The 21,674-nt window shown below is 43.8% G+C and carries 18 protein-coding genes and 1 pseudogene; 11 read left to right on the forward strand and 8 right to left on the reverse strand.

Going from position 1 to position 21,674, the window contains the following annotated elements; translation table 11 throughout:
- The first annotated feature begins 166 nt into the window (after positions 1-166).
- Positions 167-1,633, forward strand: coding sequence for a signal recognition particle protein (gene ffh, locus RTS09_RS08510; protein WP_312536096.1), 1,467 nt, complete (start codon positions 167-169; stop codon positions 1,631-1,633).
- Positions 1,634-1,813: 180 nt separating this feature from the next.
- On the forward strand, positions 1,814-2,902 hold the full coding sequence (locus RTS09_RS08515; protein ID WP_312536099.1) for a sulfate ABC transporter substrate-binding protein: 1,089 nt from the start codon (positions 1,814-1,816) through the stop codon (positions 2,900-2,902).
- A gap of 8 nt (positions 2,903-2,910) precedes the next feature.
- On the opposite strand, the gene RTS09_RS08520 is transcribed toward RTS09_RS08515, so the two are convergent.
- The 4 genes and pseudogenes from RTS09_RS08520 to RTS09_RS08535 form a co-directional block, all read right to left on the reverse strand.
- Positions 2,911-3,543 (reverse strand): regulatory protein RecX, encoded by a 633-nt coding sequence (locus RTS09_RS08520; protein ID WP_138018464.1) that lies wholly within the window; start codon positions 3,541-3,543, stop codon positions 2,911-2,913.
- A gap of 110 nt (positions 3,544-3,653) precedes the next feature.
- Positions 3,654-4,709 carry a recombinase RecA gene (recA, locus tag RTS09_RS08525; protein WP_138018465.1) on the reverse strand — a complete coding sequence of 352 codons (1,056 nt, stop codon included), beginning with the start codon at positions 4,707-4,709 and terminating at the stop codon, positions 3,654-3,656.
- A 438-nt stretch (positions 4,710-5,147) separates the two neighbouring features.
- Positions 5,148-6,788 (reverse strand): annotated as a pseudogene (locus RTS09_RS08530) (AMP-binding protein); the annotation flags it as partial.
- Between the two features lie 157 nt (positions 6,789-6,945).
- Entirely contained in the window at positions 6,946-7,782 is an 837-nt protein-coding gene (locus RTS09_RS08535; protein ID WP_239743757.1) for a DegV family protein, read from the reverse strand.
- 321 nt (positions 7,783-8,103) lie between these two features.
- Here RTS09_RS08535 and RTS09_RS08540 point away from each other — a divergent pair, with 321 nt between their 5' ends.
- Positions 8,104-10,209, forward strand: a complete 2,106-nt coding sequence (locus RTS09_RS08540; protein ID WP_312536102.1) for a 2,4-dienoyl-CoA reductase FMN-binding domain-containing protein — start codon at positions 8,104-8,106, stop codon at positions 10,207-10,209.
- A gap of 67 nt (positions 10,210-10,276) precedes the next feature.
- Here the strand turns inward: RTS09_RS08540 and RTS09_RS08545 are convergent, their stop codons facing one another.
- Positions 10,277-11,059, reverse strand: a complete 783-nt coding sequence (locus RTS09_RS08545) for a YbjN domain-containing protein (RefSeq protein WP_312536105.1) — start codon at positions 11,057-11,059, stop codon at positions 10,277-10,279.
- Positions 11,060-11,343: 284 nt separating this feature from the next.
- On the opposite strand from RTS09_RS08545, the gene ccmA reads away from it, so the two are divergent.
- From ccmA to ccmE, 5 genes are all read left to right on the forward strand, one after another.
- Positions 11,344-12,006: a heme ABC exporter ATP-binding protein CcmA gene (ccmA, locus tag RTS09_RS08550; RefSeq protein ID WP_312536108.1), complete on the forward strand. Its 663-nt coding sequence runs from the start codon at positions 11,344-11,346 to the stop codon at positions 12,004-12,006.
- Between the two features lie 11 nt (positions 12,007-12,017).
- Positions 12,018-12,686 carry a heme exporter protein CcmB gene (locus tag RTS09_RS08555; protein WP_007117161.1) on the forward strand — a complete coding sequence of 223 codons (669 nt, stop codon included), beginning with the start codon at positions 12,018-12,020 and terminating at the stop codon, positions 12,684-12,686.
- Between the two features lie 105 nt (positions 12,687-12,791).
- On the forward strand, positions 12,792-13,583 hold the full coding sequence (locus RTS09_RS08560) for a heme ABC transporter permease (RefSeq protein WP_312536111.1): 792 nt from the start codon (positions 12,792-12,794) through the stop codon (positions 13,581-13,583).
- A 113-nt stretch (positions 13,584-13,696) separates the two neighbouring features.
- Positions 13,697-13,894 carry a heme exporter protein CcmD gene (ccmD, locus tag RTS09_RS08565; protein WP_312536114.1) on the forward strand — a complete coding sequence of 66 codons (198 nt, stop codon included), beginning with the start codon at positions 13,697-13,699 and terminating at the stop codon, positions 13,892-13,894.
- An 87-nt stretch (positions 13,895-13,981) separates the two neighbouring features.
- Complete coding sequence (gene ccmE, locus RTS09_RS08570) at positions 13,982-14,467, forward strand: cytochrome c maturation protein CcmE (protein WP_312536117.1); 486 nt, start codon at positions 13,982-13,984, stop codon at positions 14,465-14,467.
- A 221-nt stretch (positions 14,468-14,688) separates the two neighbouring features.
- Here ccmE and RTS09_RS08575 read toward each other — a convergent pair whose 3' ends face one another.
- The gene (locus tag RTS09_RS08575) at positions 14,689-15,018 is read right to left on the reverse strand and encodes a hypothetical protein (protein WP_312536119.1); all 330 of its coding nucleotides are present in this window, start codon (positions 15,016-15,018) and stop codon (positions 14,689-14,691) included.
- A 588-nt stretch (positions 15,019-15,606) separates the two neighbouring features.
- On the opposite strand from RTS09_RS08575, the gene ypfJ reads away from it, so the two are divergent.
- Positions 15,607-16,491, forward strand: coding sequence for a KPN_02809 family neutral zinc metallopeptidase (gene ypfJ / locus RTS09_RS08580; RefSeq protein ID WP_312536122.1), 885 nt, complete (start codon positions 15,607-15,609; stop codon positions 16,489-16,491).
- Positions 16,492-16,614: 123 nt separating this feature from the next.
- On the opposite strand, the gene rho is transcribed toward ypfJ, so the two are convergent.
- A complete protein-coding gene (gene rho / locus RTS09_RS08585) occupies positions 16,615-17,883 on the reverse strand; it encodes a transcription termination factor Rho (protein ID WP_144918731.1) in 1,269 nt (422 codons plus the stop codon).
- A 406-nt stretch (positions 17,884-18,289) separates the two neighbouring features.
- A complete protein-coding gene (gene trxA / locus RTS09_RS08590) occupies positions 18,290-18,613 on the reverse strand; it encodes a thioredoxin (RefSeq protein ID WP_007117153.1) in 324 nt (107 codons plus the stop codon).
- 502 nt (positions 18,614-19,115) lie between these two features.
- On the opposite strand from trxA, the gene RTS09_RS08595 reads away from it, so the two are divergent.
- Positions 19,116-20,651 (forward strand): Ppx/GppA phosphatase family protein, encoded by a 1,536-nt coding sequence (locus RTS09_RS08595; protein WP_312536129.1) that lies wholly within the window; start codon positions 19,116-19,118, stop codon positions 20,649-20,651.
- 106 nt (positions 20,652-20,757) lie between these two features.
- Positions 20,758-21,567 (forward strand): acetyl-CoA carboxylase carboxyltransferase subunit alpha, encoded by an 810-nt coding sequence (locus RTS09_RS08600; protein ID WP_007117151.1) that lies wholly within the window; start codon positions 20,758-20,760, stop codon positions 21,565-21,567.
- Positions 21,568-21,674 lie beyond the last annotated feature (107 nt).

The following is a 21,674-nucleotide window of genomic DNA, read 5'->3' on the forward strand; positions in this document are numbered from 1 at the left end:
CGGTTGAGTATGCCATTTTGTTATTGTAGCACTTCTATATTTCTTTAACTATAGCATGACCCATGTAACAAATCGCGATTTTATCGGTATTATATTAGCAGTTTTAGCTAATTTAGCATAAAATAGTAAGATTATAAAATTGATAGCAATAGATTAGAGAAATTATATGTTTGAAACCTTAACCGAACGCCTGTCGACGAGTTTACGTAGTATCTCTGGTACAGGGCAGCTAACTGAAGACAACATCAAAGACACCTTGCGTGAAGTGCGTATGGCACTACTAGAAGCGGATGTCGCCTTGCCAGTGACGCGCGATTTTGTGTCACGGGTAAAAGACAAAGCCCTAGGTCAAGAAGTCCTTAAAGAACTCGCCCCAGGTCAAGCCTTTGTCAAAATCGTCTATGACGAATTGACCGAGATGATGGGCAGTGCGAACCAATCACTTGAAATGACAGGCAAACCACCTGTTGTCTATCTACTAGCGGGTTTGCAAGGGGCGGGCAAAACCACCACAGCCGGTAAACTTGCCAAATATCTGCAAGAGCGCCATAAGAAAAAAGTCATGTTAGTCTCTGCGGACGTCTATCGCCCCGCGGCAATCAAGCAGCTTGAGCAAGTCGCTGAGCAAGTCAAAGCCAATTTTGTGCCATCGAGTGCTGACCAAAACCCGATTGATATCGCCAAACGCGCCATCGAACAAGCCAAAGTACAGTTTCAAGATATTTTGATTATCGATACCGCAGGTCGTCTACACATCGACGAAGCCATGATGGATGAAATCAAAGCCTTAACCGCAGCGGTCACTCCGTCAGAAACCTTATTTGTCGTTGACTCAATGACCGGTCAAGATGCGGCAAATACTGCAAAAGCCTTTAATGATGCGCTACCTTTGACCGGCGTGATTTTGACCAAGACTGACGGCGATGCGCGCGGTGGTGCGGCGTTATCGGTACGTGCCATCACTGGCAAACCGATCAAATTCTTGGGTCGTGGTGAAAAACTTGATGCGCTTGAGCCCTTCCACCCTGAGCGTGTGGCACAGCGTATCTTGGGCATGGGTGACGTGCTGTCACTGGTCGAAGAAGTCGAGCAAAAAATTGACCGCGAAAAAGCGGAAAAAATGGCGAAAAAAATCCAAAAAGGCGGTGAGTTTGACCTTGAGGATTTGCTAACCCAATTCCAACAAATGAAGAATTTGGACGGCATGGCGGGCTTCTTGGATAAGATGCCAGGCATGAGCGGTGCGGATGTTCAAAAAGCGGTATCAGATGCCAAGCCAGAAGAAAAGGTCAAAGAAATGGAAGCGCTCATTCATTCAATGACCCCATTTGAACGTAAAAACCCCGATAAAATCAACCCGAGCCGTAAACGCCGTATTGCGGCAGGCGCGGGTAAAGACGTGCAGCATGTCAATCAGCTGTTAAAGCAGCACAAGCAAATGGCAAAAATGATGAAAATGCTATCCGACCCATCGGGCATCAGCAAAATGATGAAAGCGGTGCAAGGTTTGACCAAAGGCATGGGCGGTGGCGGTGGTCCATTGTTTGGACAAAACAACCAAGCAGGCGCAAATACTACGACAGTTAACGGTCAAGCCAATCCAGTTGCGCCAAAATTCAAAACCCGTTTTTAAAATTTTAATCGCAGGATTGTACTTTCAAAGCCCGTATACATTACGGGCTTTTTTATTCACCTAAGGAATAATGAAAGTATTAAATATTCCAAGACAGTATAAATAAAAATCCTTACTATATTCTCAATCATTAAGCCATTGGATGTTTAGCGTGGCACTTTGAAAACTTATGAGGAAAACATGACAAACGCGACCCAAAATCACCCATTCACCACCCGTACGCAATCTAAAGGCAAAGTCTTGGCATTAGCCGGTATTTCAGTGATGGCAGTGGCAAGCTTAACTGCCTGCCAAAAAGCCCCGCCCAAAAACGAGAGTGCAGCCAGCGCTTCAGCCGCTAACGGCAATGGTGTATCTTTGCTAAACGTATCTTACGACGTGTCCCGCGAGTTGTATAAAGAATACAACCCGATTTTTACGGGGCAGCAAAAACAAGCCATCACTATCCAGCAGTCGCATGGCGGCTCAAGCAAACAAGCCTTGAGCGTAGCCAATGGGCTTAAAGCGGATGTGGTGACCATGAACCAAACCTCAGATGTAGAACTGCTGGTGAAAAAAGGCTTGGTGGATAAAAACTGGCAACAAGCGTTTCCCAATAACGCGATACCTTATACTAGCACCATGGTACTACTAGTTCGCAACAACAACCCCAAGCAAATCAAAGACTGGGATGACTTGGCAAAACCCGGTGTCAGTATCGTGATTGCCAATCCAAAAACCAGTGGTACAGCGCGATATGGTTTCTTGGGTGCGTATGGATATGGATTGCACCACTTCAATAATGACGAAGCCAAAACCAAAACCCTGGTGAAGCAAATTTTGAGCAATGTGGCAGTGTATGACAGTGGCGCAAGGGCAGCGACAACAAGCTTTTTACAACGAGAAATCGGTGATGTGCTGATTACCACAGAGAATGAAGCACAAATCACCAAAAAAGAATTTGCCGATAAAAACTTACAGATTATTTATCCCAGTTATTCGGTCAAGATTAGTAACCCTGTCGCTGTGGTGAATGCGGTTACCGAGCAAAAAGGTACCACTGAATTGGCAAAAGCCTATTTAAAAGGTTTGTGGGATACGCCTGCCCAAGAGATTATGGCCAAGAATTATTTGCGCCCTGTGGATGCGGCGACTTTGGCAAAATACCAAAGCCAATTTCCTGCAATTGCCACGTTTGAGCCAAATCAAGTTTTTGGTAGTTGGGATGAGATTATGAGCAAGTTTTTTAAAGATGGCGCAATTTTTGACCAATTGGCGGTAAAAAAATAGCAGTCATCCTAGCGATTGGCTAGGGTAGTTAGGTCATACTTTAAGGCATCAAAACACACATCTGCAGCAAAGCCCCGATATTGCAAAAATCGCAGTTGACGGGCTTTTTCTTTAGGCTCTGTCGGGATGGCATCACCGTATTTTCGTACCCGTGCTGCCACTGCTTGGGCAAGCCAATCCACTTCATAGGTCTCATCTGGGTCGTCATCCGCCGTGTCTGATTCAATGTCATTGAGTAATAAATCTTCAAAAAAATCATTGTGTGTCTCAATCCATGTATTAATCGCACTGACCGAACTGACGGTGGTTAAGCCGTGTTTTTTTAACGTTTGAAAAATCCGCTGGGTACCATGCTGCTTGCCGATACCTTCTTTGATCAATGCAGACGTCATACGCTCATCGCTTTGATAGCCTTCTGCTTCAAATTCGCTCAAAAGCGCTTCGATAGCCGCCGCATCACATCCTTTTGCCAATAGTTTGTCCCGCAGCTCTTTTTTAGATTGCTCACGCCGCCCAAGATAATAAAACGCCAGCCAACGCATGTAGCTCTCGGCTTTAAGCTTGTCATGGTAAGCTTGGCGTTGTTCATCAGTCATTAACTGATTTTCGATAGTTTCTAACAAGGATTTAGGATCTGGCATAGCGGTTTTAAGGGTGATTAAAAAAAAGGTTAAACATCGGCTGGCGAACAAGTTGAGCAGTATAAAAACAAAAACCCCAGTAAAAACTAGGGTTTTGGGTAGCTAGGTAGTTATTGCATACCTTCGATAAACTCAGGGGGTTCAACGTCATGCGCTTCTTCTGGAACAGGTTCGACATTACCAAGCTTAGCAGCGCGCACTTTGGCTTCAATCTCTTGGGCGATTTGGGGATTTTCTTCCAAGAATCTAATGGCGTTGGCTTTACCTTGACCAATTTTACTGTCATTGTAGCTGTACCAAGCGCCCGATTTTTTGACCGCATCAATATCGACACCCAAGTCAACCACTTCACCTAGATGATTGGTACCTGTCCCATACATGATGTCAAATTCTGCTTGGCGAAACGGCGGCGCCAGTTTATTTTTGATTACCTTAACGCGGGTCTCAGAACCGATGATGTTTTCACCGTCTTTAACCGCACCAATACGACGAATATCCAAGCGCACCGACGCATAGAATTTAAGGGCGTTACCACCGGTTGTGGTTTCTGGCGAGCCAAACATGACACCGATTTTCATACGAATTTGGTTAATGAATACCACCATACAGTTAGAGCGTTTGGCGTTACCGGTGATTTTTCGTAACGCTTGGCTCATCAAGCGCGCTTGCAGACCCATATGGCTGTCGCCCATCTCGCCTTCAATTTCCGCGCGTGGGGTAAGGGCAGCGACCGAGTCAACAACAATCATATCCACCGCACCTGAGCGCACTAGCATATCGGTGATTTCAAGCGCTTGTTCACCGTTGTCAGGCTGCGTGACAAGTAAAGCGTCGACATCAACGCCCAATTTTTTGGCATAAATAGGGTCTAGCGCATGCTCCGCATCGATAAAAGCACAGGTACCGCCCTGCTTTTGACATTGGGCGATTGCTTGCAAGGTTAAAGTGGTTTTACCCGAACTTTCAGGACCATAAATTTCGACGATACGACCCTTTGGCAAACCGCCAATGCCCAGTGCAATATCCAAACCCAATGAGCCTGTGGAGACTACATCCACGTTAATTTTTGCTGACTCATCACCCAGGCGCATGATGGTATTTTTACCAAATTGTTTTTCAATTTGTGATAAAGCGGCAGTTAAAGCTTTGGCTTTATTGTCGTCCATAAGGACTCCTTGTTATAAAAAAGGTTAATAAAAACGTGAATAATTTAAAAGCAGGGATAAGTTAAAAAAGAAGTGAATTGATAAGTCTATAATAACAAAATATATGAAAAATTATAGGGCTAAATCACTGATATACGACATATATTGTCGCTTATTATTGTTAATAATTAATTAAAAATAACATGAGAAAATCTCTAAATAAATGGGTGTTTTTTGGGTGTTTTCAAGGCATATTTTGCAACAAAAATCCCCACTAACGAAGTGAGGATATGCAATACGAGTCGCCAATATTGAGCCTTAGTGTGCCGCATCTTCTGGTGAATCATTGGGTAGGGTTTGGGTGTTGCTATGTATGCCGGAACTAGGCATGGCAGTGCTCGGATTTGAGTCGGCTGTCGCTGCCAAATAGCTTTGTGGATGATGGTGAGTGATTTTTGCTTCCTCATGCGCCAGTGAGCGCGCCGCTTGACGTAGCTCAAATTTTTGCACTTTACCCGTCGAGGTTTTTGGAATTTGCGCAAAAATAATATGTTTGGGCACTTGGAAACCTGCCAAATATTTACGGCAATGTGCAATGATGTCTTCCCCATCTAGCGTTGAGCCTTCGCGGATTTCAATAAAGGCTACCGGTACTTCACCCCATTTGTCATGGGGAGCAGCAACCACCCCACAGCTTTCCACTTCTGGCATACGATACAGTACGTTTTCTACTTCGATACTTGAAATATTCTCACCGCCCGAGATGATGATGTCTTTGAGCCGATCCATAATTTTGATGTACCCATCTGGGTATTTGACGCCCAAGTCACCGGTCTTAAACCAGCCACCGTTAAAGGCTTCTGCGGTGGCTTTGCGGTTTTTTAGATAGCCTTTCATCACCATATTGCCGCGGATAGCCAGCTCACCAATTTCGCTACCATCGGCTGCAACTGGGGTAGTGGTGCCTTGTTTGAATACATCAAACCCCGCTAATAGATGTGAGTTCATACCTTGGCGGGATTTTTTTTGCGCGCGTTCACTGACAGTCAAATCATCCCATTCTGGGCGCTCAACACACAGGGTGACGGGACCATATACTTCTGTCAAACCGTAGACATGCGTGATTTTAAAGCCCATTTCTTCCATTTTGGCGAGCAAAGACTCAGGGGGTGGCGCGCCTGCGACATTACAACGTACTTCATGTTTGATGGCTTTTTTCAGCGCTTCATTACCATTGGCAATCATGTTGTGCACGATAGGCGCTGCGCTATAATGGGTAACTGTTTCATCGGCAATCAACCGTAAAATCAAATCAGCATCAATTTTGCGTAAGCACACATTGGTACCCGCCCGCTCGCCAATGCTCCAAGGAAAGCTCCAGCCATTGCAGTGAAACAAGGGGAGCGTCCATAAATACACAGGGTGCTTTGGCATATCCCAATCTAAAATATTAGAGACGGCATTTAAGGTGGCACCACGATGGTGATACACCACGCCTTTTGGGATACCTGTGGTACCTGATGTGTAGTTGAGCGCGATGGCATCCCATTCATCAGTTGGTTTTTCCCAGTTGTCTAAGTCGGTTCCTGAGGCGATCAATTCCTCATACGTCATATTGCCAAATTGTTCAGTGGGCGTGACCGCAGGGTCGGTGGCATGAATGATAATTAAGTTAGGAAATGACTCTTGAACCAGGGCAATATGCTGTTCAAATTCAGTATCAACAATCAATACTTTCGCTTCACTGTGCTGTAGGCAGAAGACCAAGGCATTGATATCCAAACGGGTATTTAAGGTACATAGCACACCACCAGACATCGGTACGCCAAACGCGACTTCAACCATGGCTGGGGTATTGGGTAGTAGCACTGCAACGGTATCGTCTTTATCGACGCCCAATTTTTTTAGGGCATCCGACATTTTGCGGCAGCGATTATAGGTCTCGCCCCAAGTTTGCCGTAAGTCATTGTGCTCATAATCTTTATACACAATCGCCGTTTGATCGGGATAGATGCTAGCAGTACGCTCAATAAAATCAATGGGAGTAAGCGGGGTATAGTTGGCAGGATTTTTTTCCAGCCCTGTATGGAAGTTTGGCATAACGACATCCCTGTAGTTAACAAATAAACGCCTTTATCATAACAAGGATTTTGACCAAATCCTATATATCAGTGTGCTTTTTGATAAAATATAAAAAAATGACCAAAATAGATAAGCCTTGACTGTGTTTTACAAGCTAGCACAACACAGTCAGGGTTTAGTCTTCGACAAATACGCAGCCAAGTGTAAACACACCGATATTTGCTATAGAAACACTGGCGGCAGGAAGAACTTCGGTTTTAGCATAACCGCGTAACGATAAATAGTTGAGTAATGACTTGGTATGAGGGTTTAAATTGCCGCTAAGCACATACATTGTACCTTTTTTGCCATTGGCGGCGGTGATGATAGCATCGGCGAGTCGCTCAATACATTTTTCAAAACTACGCACCTTTTCAAAGGCGACTATTTGACCTGAGTATTCGACTTTTACAATCGGTTTAATACCGAATAAATTGGCAAAAAAGCCGACTGGGGCTGAAATACGCTTGGTACGAATCATGCCTTTAAGGTTATCAACGGCCAAATAGATATGGATTTTATCGCGCAGGCGGTTGATTTCGGTGATGATTTGAGGGATTTCTGTGCCTTTTTTGAGTAAGCGTGAGGCTTCTTGTACAAGAATCGCTTCGCCATGTGAAATCGTGCGTGAATCATAAATATAAATTTTCATGCGATGACTAAACATCGAGCTGATATTGAGCAAGTTTTTGTAGGTCTGGCTTAAAGAAGAGGACAAACAGATGAATAAAACTTCTTGCACGTCTTCTTTGATGAGCTGATAAAAGAATTCAATGAGCTGATTTTCAGTGGGGGCAGAGGTACTGATGTCGATATTGGGGGTATCGAGTAGAATACGCGATAGACTGTCTAAGCTTAGGTTTTGTCCATCTAGATAATTGGCACCGCCCATATGGATATTCATTGGCAACATTTTGACATTTTCTGGAATGCCAAGGTCGTCAAGACAAGACGTGGACGTGCTCACAATCATTTTTTTCACAGTAATTTCCCTTCGGTTGTACTTTTATCCTAGCTTGATATTAGCATTATCACAAAAATAAGCATGATTTTTTTGTAGACTCATCGGGACAAAATTTGCCTTATGCTTTCAAAGATGACTATTTATAATAGGTTGACCTATTTTTGGTTTGATGTATGCTTAAGGTATGTTGATACAGCTACATCGCGTGACCACATTGACGAATTCCCACATTAACGAATTGATTATGAAAACGAGCTCATTGACAAAGTGACAAGATTAATTCCTTAATGTGACCAAATAGTGAAAGGAAATTACTGCCAAGGATTATTTATGTCAAATAACAGCCAGATATCCACTCATAACACCCATTATCCGCATATTTTTGAGCCCCTAGATTTAGGATTTACCACGTTAAAAAATCGTATTGTGATGGGCTCGATGCACACAGGGCTTGAAGATCGGTTCTTTAACTATCCAAAGCTAGCCGCTTATTTTGCCGAGCGCGCCAAAGGGGGAGTTGCCATGATGATTACGGGCGGTATCTCTCCCAATCGTGAAGGTTGGTTGGTGCCGGCAGGTGGGACGCTCAATCACAAAGGCGATGTGATAAACCATCGTAAAGTCACCAAAGCTGTGCACCAATATGACTGCAAAATCATCTTGCAAATTCTGCACAGCGGTCGCTATGGTTATCATCCATTGGCGGTATCAGCCAGTCCCATCAAATCGCCTATTTCACCCTTCAAACCCCGTCAAATGAGTGAAAAAAATATTTTGGCGACTATCAAAGACTATGCCAAAACTGCCAAACTTGCAAAAATGGCGGGCTATGATGGTGTCGAAATCATGGGCTCAGAAGGCTATTTGCTCAATCAGTTCTTAAGCAATCACGTCAATCAGCGTACCGACCAATGGGGTGGTAGTCTAGAAAACCGTATGCGTTTTGCGCTTGAAGTCATCAAAGCGGTACGCGAGGCGGTGGGAGAAGCGTTTATTATCACCTTCCGTTTGTCGATGATTGACTTGGTGCCCGATGGCAACACCATGGATGAAGTCATTACTATCGCCAAAGCCATCGAAAAAGCCGGTGTGACCATAATAAATACGGGGATTGGCTGGCATGAAGCACGTATCCCGACCATCGTCACGTCAGTGCCACGCGCAGCGTTTGCCGATGTGATTGCTGAAGTCAAACGCCACGTGACTATTCCTGTGATTGCTGCCAACCGTGTCAATATGCCAGAGACTGCCGAGCAGCTGCTAGCAGAGAACCAAGCTGACTTGGTACAAATGGCGCGTCCGTTCTTGGCAGACCCAGACTGGGTGGCAAAAGCCAGTTTAGGACAAACTGACTTAATTAATACCTGTATTGGCTGTAACCAAGCGTGTCTAGATCATACATTTGACAATAAACGCTCAACTTGTCTGGTCAACCCCCAAGCCTGTTATGAAACCGAACTGGTCTATAAACCTGCCAAAAAAGCCAAAAAAATTGCCGTAGTGGGCGCAGGCATGGCAGGCTTATCAGCGGCGACGGTCGCCGCCAAACGCGGTCATCAGGTCACCTTGTTTGAAGCACAGGATAAAATCGGCGGCCAGTTTAACTATGCCAAAGTGATTCCCGGTAAAGAAGAGTTCTTTGAGACCATCCGCTATTTTACCAATTTGGTGGACAGTTTAGACATTGAGCTCAAACTGAATCATAAAGTAAGCAAAGAGGAACTAGAGTCGGGTCAGTTTGATGATGTGATTATTGCCACAGGCGTTGTGCCACGGGCGCTTGACTTTGAAGGGGTGGAGTTACCGCAAGTGATGAGCTATGCCGAATTGCTATCGGGTCAAAAAGTTGCAGGTAAGCGAGTCGCGGTAATCGGCGCAGGCGGTATTGGTTTCGATGTTAGCGAATATTTGACCTCTACCCATGTTAAACCGTTTGAAAAAGATGCCCAAGGTAACGTAATTTATCAACCCCATCCGCAAAGCGTAATCTCATGGAAACGTGAGTGGGGCGTAGACACCAACCCACACTATGACAGCGAAGGTGGACTGGTAAAACCAGAGCCCATTACCCCGACCCGTGAAGTGTATTTGATGCAGCGTAAAAAAGGTCGCTTGGGGGCAGGTCTCAATAAAACCTCAGGCTGGGTGCACCGTGCTCATATCAATAAGCATGGCGTCAAACAGGTGAGCGGCATTGGCTATGAGAAAATTACCAATGAAGGCATTTGGATTACCAACCCAGACGGTCATAGTCAATTATTGCGCGTTGATAGTATCGTTATCTGCGCGGGGCAAGAATCGGTCAATGACTTAATGCCTGCCGTGGGTGATGACTTGACAGCCCAATATCACTTGATTGGTGGGGCAAAATTGGCAGGCGAATTGGACGCCAAACGTGCTATTCGTGAAGGCGCGGAAGTCGCTGCCATGTTGTAGCAGCTTTTACTATGTCATAAAAAAGGCGATGAATGAATGTCATCGCCTTTTTTATATCGACCGCGTGTTATTGAATGGCATCAGACGCCAAGAAAAAATTGCGGGCTTGCTGAGAGTCAATCAGCTTGTCTACAGCACCTTGCAAATCGTGCGTAGTATGGGGCTGCTCAATCATCTCGCGAATGGTGTCATACAGCCGTGAAAACAACGAGAAATTACTCTGTAGCAAGTAACTCATAATTAGCTCGCTCACCCCCGTCACTTCCAAATCAAGCGACGTCTTAAAGCGCAGCTCGCCATCCATCACATCCATTTCCAAATTGCCAATCATCAAATCATAATTCAGATAAGCCAGCATGGCGAGCATCTCGGGGCGATTGGCTTCAGCAATCGCAGTAGGATAAACACTGTACACCGCTATCAATTGCTGCTCACTAAAAAAACGAATCATACAACCCCAATGCCGCTCTTTATCCGACACTTGCATCGTATAATGATGAATACTTTGCTCATCTTGTTCGCTGGCAGGGTGATACATAAATTGATAACCCATACTGGCTAAGATATGCTCTATGTCATCGGGGGTAATCGGTTGTAACTCTAATTCGTCATCTGCATCAAGCGACTCACTGGCTAAAATCTGTTCATCTTGTGAATGGCTATGTTCATCGAACGCCGCATTGACTGGATTTTTGGCAAAAGGCTGATAACCAGTAGCTTCGGTATGCTCGCCTGTCTCAGCATAATAGCCAGAGTCAGTTTTTTTATCGGCTACAGGGAGTGACGCTGGTTTTTCAGCAGTAAACAACAGTTTTAGGCGTTGCCATAAGCGCTTCGGATTTTTGGACATTGATTTCACTTACCCAAGAAAAAATAGCTAAAAATAGAAAGAAAAACGAAAAGCAGAACAGTTAAAAAACAAAAAAGTTAACAAACAGGTTGGCAAAACTTTGAAGCTATCACCAAGCTTTATATGGATACTTTATATTGATAATAGCAAAGACCTGTCGCAAGTTAGTATATAATAAGCTTTCTACACAACTTTAGCCAATTATCTATACAATGGGTATGAGGCTGTGATTTATCAATTTAATCTGTTATCTATTTAATGACTTGCAAATTTTAACCAATGCCATGCCAAATCCAACACCCACTGCTATGCCTATCTCGGCGACCCATTCGCTGCTAAACTGTCAAAACGTCACCATACAACGTGGCGAATTTCCGCTGTGTGAAGCGGTGAATTTAGTGCTAAACCGTGGCGATATTTGTCATTTGGTGGGTGAAAATGGCACCGGCAAAACCACATTTTTGATGCAGCTTGCAGGGTTGATTCCTGTTTTGACCGGTGATATCAGCTGGCAGGGCAAGGCAGGACTACCTGTGCAGCCATTTTATGTGGCGCACCAATTGGGTATTCATTTGCAACTCACCGTTGAGCAAAATTTGCGATTTTTGTTAGCCTTGTATGGCATCAAACCAAGCGCAGAGGCGCTTGAGCAAGCACTCGATTGGGTTGGGTTAGCAGGTTATGAGAAAATCAACTGCTATCAACTCTCGGCAGGGCAGACGCGCCGCGTGGGTCTGGCACGTTTGCTGTTTGCGCTGGAGTATGTAGCGCAATTTCCTTGCTGGCTACTTGATGAGCCGCTGACCGCGCTTGATGTCAATATGATTGCCAAAATTGAACACTTGATGCAAACATTCGTTCAGCGCGGTGGGGCAGTGCTCATGACCAGTCACCAAACTGTCGCCGTCGCCAACAAGCAATTAGATTTAACCTTGTATATGGTTTAGGGGCAACTGCAATGATTGATTTTTCTGCCCTGTGGCAACGCGAATGGCAAATCAAACAGCAAAACAAAGTGCAGTGGTTATATCCACTGGTGTTGTTTTTAATTATCATCACCTTATTTCCACTGGCGATGGGCACCGAGCCAAAATTACTGCAGCAACTGGGCGTGCCTGCGGTATGGATTGCAGCGTTATTGTCGCTGATTATGGGTATGGAAAACTTATTTCGCCCAGCCCTCGATAACGGTACACTGGCGCAATTGGTTGTCGCTCGTGCCTCGATTCCCACTTGGGTACTAGTACGGCTCATCGTGCATTGGCTAACCAGTGCGGGTATGGTGTGTCTGCTCGCATTTTTGGCGATGCCGCTTTTTGGTTTGACGAGCCAAGCAGCCATTGCCCTGAGTGCTTCTATTTTGGTGGGCAGTCCGATTTTGTTGTGCTTATCAGCGATTGCCAGTAGCTTGACATTATCGCTAAAAAACGGCGCGGTGTTAGTGCCATTGATTTCGTTACCGATGCAGCTCCCTGTGCTGATTTTTGCTACGGGGGCAGTGGGGCAATTTGCCATGGGGCTGAACGGTTATCCGATTTTAGCACTATTACTGGCGGGCAGTATTTTGGCAGTCATCGTCACGCCTTTTGTGATTGCATTTTCATTAAAACTGGCTTGGTTAAGCTGATGATTTTTAGATGAAAAAATCCCCAAATACCAGTAAAATAAGCGAACAAATACCTTATTGTTGATGGCTTACATTCATTTTAGAAAAAAAAGCAAGGCGCATTCCATGGCAGAAATTACCCCAAACGTTGGCAAAACTGGCTTTTTTTCTCGCCTTTGGCAAGGATTTCTTAAAACTGTTGGCACCAAAGAGTTTTATCGTATTTTTGCCCCTTGGGTGAGATATTTAGCTGTCATTGCTGCGCTGCTATTAGCGGTGGGTGCCGTTTGGGGATTAGCGTTTGCGCCTCCTGACTATTTGCAAGGCAATAGCTATCGCATTATCTTTATCCATGTCCCCACTGCCAGTCTAGCCATGTCAATTTATTTGGGCATGGCAATTCTGGGGGTGATTTTTTTGGTCTGGAAAATTAAAACCGCCAATTTGGTTGCCCAAGCGATTGCGCCGATTGGCTTCATGCTTTGTGTGTTAAGTTTACTTACAGGCTCTATTTGGGCAAAGCCTACTTGGGGCACATACTGGGTATGGGATGCGCGTCTGACTTCTATGCTGATTTTGGCGTTTTTGTACGCAGGCGTGATGGCACTATTTGCCGCATTTGAGCATACCGCCAGTCGTGGTAAAGCGGCGGCGATTTTATCGATTGTCGGTGCGGTTAATTTGCCGATTATCAAATATTCTGTCAACTGGTGGAACACCCTGCACCAAGGCTCGACATTTACCCTAACTGAGCGTCCAAAAATGCCGCCTGATATGTATATTCCGTTATTACTGATGATGTTAGGCAGCTATTTTTTGGTGGCTGCACTGACAATCTATCGTACCAACACCTTAATTTTGCAACGCGAAAGTAGCAAGCAGTGGGTGATTGATGAATGCAAACGGCTATATCGTTAAAGTGTTATTGCTAAGCTTATCCTAGATAAAGTTGTCGCCATTTAACTAGCGATAGCTTTAATTCTATGGCATCAATCCATTCTCTAAACCTAAATCCAAATCTGAGGTCACCAATGAGCCCGTATTTTCATAATGTTGCCGAGTTTATCGCCATGGGTGGGCATGGTAGCTATGTGTGGTCAACTTGGCTACTGACCTTACTAGGCATTGTCGCGCTTGTCTTTTTTAGTCGTAGTCAGCGTAAAGCAACCTACCGAGATATCGCTACCCAGCAGGCGCGCCAACAACAGCGTACCGCTAAGGGCAGGTGATAATAGTATCTATCGGCCTAATCGGTGTTATAATAAACAAGTAGCCCCATAGGGTTTGGTTCATCAAAAGTGAGATGAAAAAAAGCGATGAATAAAGTACGACAAAAAAAATTAATGTGGGTGATGGCAACCTTATTTGGCGCAATCATTGCCGTCGTTCTTGTGATTTATGCGGTGGGACAACAAACTGACTATTATTTTGACCCCACAGCCATTAGTCAAGGCAAGGCACCTGAAAATACCCGTATCCGAGCAGGGGGCATGGTTGTGCGTGGTAGTGTCGAGCGAGATAGCAAAGACCCACTCAATGTCAAATTTAAAATCACCGATTTTAAATCCACTGTACCGGTATCTTATAAAGGCATCTTGCCAGATTTATTCGCCGAAGGTTCGGGCGTGGTAGCCACAGGTTCGCTTGAAGGCAATACCTTTATAGCAAGCGAAGTATTAGCAAAGCATGATGAGAATTATATGCCGCCTGAAGTGGCAAAATCACTAAAAACCCAGCATCAAGCCAATGGCACTGATGTCAACCAAGCCCAGTTTATGCCAGCTACTCCTGTCAAACAATAAAGTCACTTAGCTAAAAAGCCAATTAGCTAAAAAAATCAGCTGGTTAACAAAGCTATAGAGCTAAAAAAGTGGGCAATGACCCACTTTTTTAATATCTAAATTTTTTAATATCTAAATAGTGTTAAAAAATTTATGCCATACAAAATCTTTAACCATAAAATTTTTAAGCATAAAAAAAGGAAACCGCTCGGGTTTCCTTTTTGTTCAGTTTAAAAAACTGATTATTTTGCAGCAGATGCAGAAGCGTCAGCAACAGTTGCAGCAGCAGAAGCGGCAGCGTCAGCAACTTGGTTGGCAGCGTCAGCAACAGCAGAAGCTGGTGCAGCAGCAGATGCAGTTTCTACTACAACAGTAGAAGCGTTAACAGTTGCAGCAGATGCAGTTACTGCGGGTGCAGAAGCTTCAACAGTGGTAGTAGTAGTTGATGAAGCAACAGTAGTTGAAGCAGTGGTAGAGGCAACAGCTGGTGCAGCTTCTTCTTTTTTGCTACATGCAGTCATAGCTAAAGATGCAGCAACTAAACTTGATACAGCGATTAATTTAACGTTCATTACGTGTTCTCCTAAAGAAAATAACCCCGTATTCACTCGACGATACTCTAAATAAAGCGTTTATTTAGAATTAAAGACACACGGGACATGAAACTGGCAATATTGTAGCTGAAACTTAGTCAAGATAAAATAACTTTCGTATAAAAAAATATAATAAATCTGATAAAAGGTTGTAACAAAATAACACCGTAAACACAAATACAACTTTTTAGGCTTATTAATATCGCACGAAAAAGATATCTTTTTTCAGCTTTTCGCAGAAAATGACGTATTATACGCATAAAAATTTGGCAAGGATATCTTTATTTTTGTAAATTTACAAAATTTTTTCTATTTGCAGTACTGGATTAAACAATACCTAAAAAATAAATTTTTATCGCAATAAATGGTTAGTTTTAATCAGGTTTGGCAGATTTTAGATAGGTAATAATAAGTTACATTAGTTGCATATTGTTAGGGTTTATTGTCGAAATCTGTATAAAACTACGATTTCACACAGTAAATTTTAGGCAAAATGCTACAATGCCAAAATAAACATATTATATGAGCATCTCATAAAAGCAAGACAGTATTTAAGGAGGTATTGGTATGAAGTGGGAAGATCGTGGCGGTAGTTCAAATGTATTGGTCAGCGGCGGTAAAGCTGTGGGCGGCGGTATCGGTAGTATTATCATTGGGTTGATTTTGTGGCTGGTATTTGGTATGAACCCTATGACTGCCATGCAAACAGGTTCTGCAATCACCGGTGGAAATAGTAGCGGTCAACAAACCCTTGACCAGCAAACCGCTGACCGTGACCAAAAATTTGCCTCAGTGGTATTAAAAGACACGGAAGAAGTTTGGGGTCAAATTTTTAGTGAAAACAATATGCAATACCAACAGCCTAAGTTGGTGTTATTTAATGGCATGGTACGCTCGGGTTGTGGTAACGCTTCTTCAGCGACAGGACCTTTCTATTGCCCTGCTGACCAACGCGTCTATCTTGATACCAGTTTTTTCCAAGAAATGCGCCAAAAATTGGGGATTACAGGTGACCAAAATGGCTCAGGTGATGCACAAAACCAAGGTAAAGCAGGTGACTTTGCACAGGCTTATGTGATTGCTCACGAAGTGGGTCACCATGTACAAAATCAATTAGGTATTAGTCAAAAAGTGGATGAAGCCAGTCGCCGTGCTACTGAAGCACAAGCCAACAATTTATCAGTGCGTCAAGAGCTACAAGCGGACTGTTTTGCCGGTGTTTGGGCAAACCGTAACCAACAACGTGTTCAATTCTTAGAGCAAGGCGATATTGAAGAAGCGATGAATGCGGCGGAGCAAATCGGTGATGACCGTTTGGCCCAAGCCAGTGGTCGTGCCGCTGTCCCTGATAGCTTTACTCATGGTACCAGTCAACAACGTATGACGTGGTTTTCACGCGGTTTAAAATCGGGTGATATCAACCAATGCGATACTTTTAGTGGCGCAATTTAAGTAGCGGTGCGATTTAAGCCCAAAGGACGCCAATAAAAAAGACACCAACAAAAAGCTCAACACTAGGTTGAGCTTTTTTATTTTTATAAGTCAGCTAATTAAAACGATTAAGCGGTAACATGATTAAGATTTATCTTTACGCGTCATTTGCTCAAAGAATTCATCATTGGTTTTTGAGTCTTTAAGTTTTTCTAGCAAAAATTCCGTGGCTTGTAGTTCATCCATGGGGTGTAGCAGTTTGCGCAGAATCCATACTTTGCGTAGCATCGCTTCATCCATCAACCGCTCTTCGCGGCGAGTGCCCGATTTTTTGATATTGATGGCAGGGAATACCCGTTTTTCGGCAATTTCACGCTCAAGGGTAATTTCTTGGTTACCTGTCCCCTTAAACTCCTCATAAATTACCTTATCCATGGTACTGCCTGTGTCAATCAAAGCGGTTGAAATAATGGTCAAGCTACCGCCTTCTTCGACATTACGTGCGGCACCAAAAAAGCGTTTTGGGCGTTCTAGGGCATTGGCATCCACCCCACCCGTCAATACTTTACCCGATGAAGGCAATACAGTATTGTAAGCGCGGGCAAGGCGTGTGATGGAGTCAAGTAAAATCACCACGTCTTGTTTGTGCTCAACCAAGCGTTTGGCTTTTTCAATCACCATTTCGGCGACTTGTACATGACGGGTTGGCGGCTCATCAAAGGTCGATGCGACCACTTCACCACGCACCGTACGCTGCATCTCGGTCACTTCTTCAGGACGCTCGTCAATGAGCAGCACGATGAGATAACATTCTGGGTTGTTTTTGGTGATGGATTGCGCGATAGATTGTAGCAGTACAGTTTTACCCGCTTTTGGTGGGGCGACAATAATTGAGCGTTGACCTTTACCAATCGGGGCAATCAAGTCAATGATACGGCCGGTTAAGTCTTCTGTGGTACCGTTACCCAGTTCTAAGCGAAGCTGCTGGGTGGGGAAAAGTGGGGTTAAATTTTCAAAAATCAGTTTGTGGCGAGAGCGGTCTGGGGTGTCGAAGTTGATTTCGTTAACTTTTAATAGGGCAAAATAGCGCTCAGAATCCTTGGGTGGGCGAATCGTCCCTGCGATTGAGTCACCCGTCTTGAGATTGAAACGGCGAATTTGGCTCGGACTCACATAGATATCATCGGGACCCGCTAGGTAAGAGCCTTCCGACGATCGTAAAAAACCAAAGCCATCGGGCAAAATCTCAAGCACGCCATCCCCATAGATAGCTTCACCGTTTCGGGCGTGGGTTTTTAAAATAGCAAAAATGATATCTTGTTTGCGACTACGGGCCATGTTTTCTAGACCCATTTGCTCGCTAATCAACAACAATTCAGCAATCGATTTTTTCTTTAGTTCAGTCAAATTCATAGGTAAATCATCAATAACTAATTTTGAACCACCTCAAAACGTGAGTCGAGCAAAGGCGCTGCATCGTTTTAAGACAGTAGGGTGTGAAGAGAATATAAAGAGAAAAAAATAGAAACGTTTGAAATGATTAACTGAGCGTTGCAAACAGACAATACCAAGTACTAAACCAAATAATAGTAAATGCCTGCTAACGTAACGTTAAGCATATCGATAAGATAGTTATTTTGTGAGACACACTATACGACTTGACATATTCATTTGTCAATGTATGGGCATAAAAAACCGCGATTTTTTTACTCACAAGTATCAAAATCGCGGCGAATCTTATTGGTAATTATCAAAAAAATATACCGTTACCAATATAAAAATTCAATTTAACCTACGCTAGTGATTCTTACCCTAGCGATTATAAGTGTTTGTTGATAAGAGCAGTCAATTGGGCTTTTGGTTGCATACCCATAGTGGCATCCACTTTTTCACCGTTTTTAAACATAAATAAGGTAGGTATACTACGGATACCATATTGTGCGGCTAGGTTTGGATTTTGGTCAACGTCGATTTTAACGATTCGCGCTTTACCCTCAAATTCTGAGGAAAGCTCGTCTAATACAGGGGCGATGGCTTTACATGGACCACACCAAGTTGCCCAAAAATCGACCAATACTGGGGTATCTGATTGTAGTACTGCTTTTTCAAACGTACCTTCATCGGCATGAATAACTGAAGACATAGTAACTCCTACGTGTTTACGTGTTGATGTTGTTAACTGTTAGGTTTTGGATTACGGTTAAGTAATGACCCAAACGCTTGTTTTTGCCCAGTGCTTGTTTTTGCCTAATAAAAAAATCTTAATATTGGATACAATCAAACAGTGATAGAAGCAATGATAGGATAATGAAATCTATTAAACAGACACCCAACGGCAAATTAATTTATAGTGATTATTATGATAGGGTCATCTTAGCATAACACAACCCCAAAACAGGGTATGGCTATGGTTAATTGTTTTGATAATTATGATAAGAAACATTAATGGTATCTAACTAATCGTATCTAAATGATTGTAACGATAGAATTTTTTAGAAAATATTAAAGTCAATTTTTTTCATCAATGGACAGGCATGGGGGGAGGCAAAAGTTGCAGTTGCAATAAAATGGCTTTTACTCAGGGGTGAAAATGCGTAAAATGGTGTCTAATCGAATTATTGACTTTAACCGACACTAAGTGAAATATGCCTGACTTACTTGCTAACAACGAACTTATGGCCGCCATTGATATTGGCTCAAATAGCTTTCATCTTGCCATCGCGCGGTTAGACCATGGGGAAGTACGAAAATTAGCATCAATGTCAGAAAAAGTGCAGCTTGCCGCTGGACTTGATGAAAACAACTATTTGTCGCTTGAGGCACAAAAACGCGGGCTGGATTGTTTGACCCGTTTTGTTGGACGACTAGACGCTGTTTCCCCACAGCGGTTACGGATTGTGGCTACCAATGCGCTGCGCCAAGCCAAGAATGCGGATGAATTTATTCGACAAGCCAATTTAATTTTACCCAAACCCTTAGAAGTCATTGCGGGGCGAGAAGAAGCGCGTCTAATTTATTTGGGGGTTTCTCATACCAATGCCAGTACCGATAAACGCTTGGTGATTGATATTGGGGGCGGTTCGACGGAGTTTATTATTGGTAAAGGCTTTGACCCGATTTTGACCGAAAGCCTACAGATGGGCTGTGTTGCCTTTACCAAATCTTATTTTACTGACGGCGCCATCACCGAAAAAGCGTTTGAAAAAGCGATTGCTGCGGCGAGAAAAGAAGTGCTTGGCATTAGCCGTTTGTACCAAAAAACGGGTTGGGACAGTGTCACGGGCTCAAGTGGCACGATTAAAGCGGTCAATCAAATTTTGGTGCAACTTGGACTTGCCGATGAAAATGCTCGGGTGACCTACAGCGGTGTCAAAGAAATCCAAAAATTACTGATTAAAGCAAAGCATATCGACAATATTGATTTTGCCGACATTAAAGACACCCGTAAAGTAGTGTTGCCGGCTGGTGTCGCCGTGCTGTTGGCAGCGATGAATGTTTTGGGCATTGATACCATCTCTTATTCAGATGGTGCGCTGCGTGAAGGTGTCATGTACGACATGCTCGGGCGTTTTGCCAGTGAAGATGTACGCGATCGCAGTGTACAAGCCTTGATGACGCGTTATTCGGTCGATAGAAAACAAGCAAAACGTGTGGTACGTACCGCGCAGCAGCTGTTTGACCAAGTAAAAAATCGCTTGGGGCTTGATGAAGAGGACGCGGATTTACTTCGCCGTGGTGCCTATTTATATGAAATTGGTCTTGCCATCAGCCATAGTAGCTATCACAGGCACAGTGCCTATTTACTAGAAAATTCGGATATTGACGGATTTTCACAAGTGGATAAAACACGCTTGTCGCAGCTCGTGATGCACCATCGCCGTAAATTAAAACCTGATAGTTATGATGAAGTCAAAATGGTCGGCGGTGACAATCTGGTGTATTTAACTTTGATTTTACGCCTAGCGGTACTGGTGCATCACAGCCGTAGCAAACATGATACGCTACCGATTCAGCTAGCGGCTAAAGATAACCATACTTGGGAAGTTTCGGTAAATTTAGCCGATGATAACGCAAATCTTGTGCTGTCAGATTTGCAAGATGAAATTGATATTTGGCAAAAGTGGGGCATGAGCTTATCCATTACCACTTACGAGCCAGCTATTGGGCAAGTAAATAGCTGAACAAACAGCTAAGCAAATTTTTAAATTTTAAATAAAATTAAGCGTTTAGGTCTGTCATACGATATTGAGATGACAACAGTCGCAGTAAAACAAGGGAATAACGACAATGAGTGTTTGGGAAAAAGTACAGCTTGCACGTCATGCAAAACGACCATTATTTTTGGATTATGCCAACCAGCTTTTCACGGAATTTGATGTGCTGCAAGGGGATCGCGCGTATGCCGATGACAAAGCGATTTTGGGGGGTATGGCGATGTTTAACGACCAGCCTGTCATGCTGATTGGTCAACATCGCGGTCGCAGCACCCGTGAGCGTATTGAATACAATTTTGGTATGGCAAACCCAGAAGGCTACCGCAAAGTAGTTAGACTGGTGCAAATGGCAGAACGGTTTAAATTGCCGGTGCTGACCTTTATTGATACCCAAGGCGCATATCCTGGCGTGGGAGCAGAAGAGCGTGGTCAAGCCCAAGCGATTGCCCAAAGTATTGCGGTATTTTCATCCTTGAACGTCCCTGTGATTGCCACGGTAATTGGTGAAGGGGGGTCGGGCGGTGCATTGGCGATTGGTGTCGCTGATCGTATCAATATGCTAGAAAACAGCATCTATTCTGTGATTTCGCCTGAAGGCTGTGCATCGATTTTGTGGAAAACGGCTGAAAAAGCGCCCCAAGCCAGTGAGGCGTTGAAACTTAGTGCAGCAAATTTAAAATCCCTTGGCTTAATTGATGAAGTCATCGCAGAAGGCGAAGGCGCGCATATCAACAGCGATGTGGCTATGACCAACCTTAAAGCCACGCTGGAGCAACAGCTAGCGGTGCTTATAAAGCTTGATGAGCAAACACGTCTGCAACAACGCTATGAAAAACTGATGAGCTTTAATTCTACGGTGTCCTTACCAAAAGCCTCTGCTTAATTATCAGTGATTTAACCTATTTTAATGACCCATGGGCGTTTATTGAGGCGCCCATTATTTTATCCCATTTGTTTTATCCCTTTGTTTTTCTCTTGCCGCATGAGCTT

The sequence above is a fragment of the Moraxella sp. CTOTU47618 genome (genome assembly GCF_032017425.1).
Classification (GTDB): domain Bacteria; phylum Pseudomonadota; class Gammaproteobacteria; order Pseudomonadales; family Moraxellaceae; genus Faucicola; species Faucicola tetraodonis.

What these genes read in the sequence shown, in the direction of transcription:
- ffh (WP_312536096.1), top strand. Translation starts at nt 167, where the DNA reads ATGTTTGAAACCTTAACCGAACGCCTGTCGACGAGTTTACGTAGTATC.
- RTS09_RS08515 (WP_312536099.1), top strand. Translation starts at nt 1,814, where the DNA reads ATGACAAACGCGACCCAAAATCACCCATTCACCACCCGTACGCAATCT.
- RTS09_RS08520 (WP_138018464.1), bottom strand. Translation starts at nt 3,543, where the DNA reads ATGCCAGATCCTAAATCCTTGTTAGAAACTATCGAAAATCAGTTAATG.
- recA (WP_138018465.1), bottom strand. Translation starts at nt 4,709, where the DNA reads ATGGACGACAATAAAGCCAAAGCTTTAACTGCCGCTTTATCACAAATT.
- RTS09_RS08535 (WP_239743757.1), bottom strand. Translation starts at nt 7,782, where the DNA reads ATGATTGTGAGCACGTCCACGTCTTGTCTTGACGACCTTGGCATTCCA.
- RTS09_RS08540 (WP_312536102.1), top strand. Translation starts at nt 8,104, where the DNA reads ATGTCAAATAACAGCCAGATATCCACTCATAACACCCATTATCCGCAT.
- RTS09_RS08545 (WP_312536105.1), bottom strand. Translation starts at nt 11,059, where the DNA reads ATGTCCAAAAATCCGAAGCGCTTATGGCAACGCCTAAAACTGTTGTTT.
- ccmA (WP_312536108.1), top strand. Translation starts at nt 11,344, where the DNA reads ATGCCAAATCCAACACCCACTGCTATGCCTATCTCGGCGACCCATTCG.
- RTS09_RS08555 (WP_007117161.1), top strand. Translation starts at nt 12,018, where the DNA reads ATGATTGATTTTTCTGCCCTGTGGCAACGCGAATGGCAAATCAAACAG.
- RTS09_RS08560 (WP_312536111.1), top strand. Translation starts at nt 12,792, where the DNA reads ATGGCAGAAATTACCCCAAACGTTGGCAAAACTGGCTTTTTTTCTCGC.
- ccmD (WP_312536114.1), top strand. Translation starts at nt 13,697, where the DNA reads ATGAGCCCGTATTTTCATAATGTTGCCGAGTTTATCGCCATGGGTGGG.
- ccmE (WP_312536117.1), top strand. Translation starts at nt 13,982, where the DNA reads ATGAATAAAGTACGACAAAAAAAATTAATGTGGGTGATGGCAACCTTA.
- RTS09_RS08575 (WP_312536119.1), bottom strand. Translation starts at nt 15,018, where the DNA reads ATGAACGTTAAATTAATCGCTGTATCAAGTTTAGTTGCTGCATCTTTA.
- ypfJ (WP_312536122.1), top strand. Translation starts at nt 15,607, where the DNA reads ATGAAGTGGGAAGATCGTGGCGGTAGTTCAAATGTATTGGTCAGCGGC.
- rho (WP_144918731.1), bottom strand. Translation starts at nt 17,883, where the DNA reads ATGAATTTGACTGAACTAAAGAAAAAATCGATTGCTGAATTGTTGTTG.
- trxA (WP_007117153.1), bottom strand. Translation starts at nt 18,613, where the DNA reads ATGTCTTCAGTTATTCATGCCGATGAAGGTACGTTTGAAAAAGCAGTA.
- RTS09_RS08595 (WP_312536129.1), top strand. Translation starts at nt 19,116, where the DNA reads ATGCCTGACTTACTTGCTAACAACGAACTTATGGCCGCCATTGATATT.
- RTS09_RS08600 (WP_007117151.1), top strand. Translation starts at nt 20,758, where the DNA reads ATGAGTGTTTGGGAAAAAGTACAGCTTGCACGTCATGCAAAACGACCA.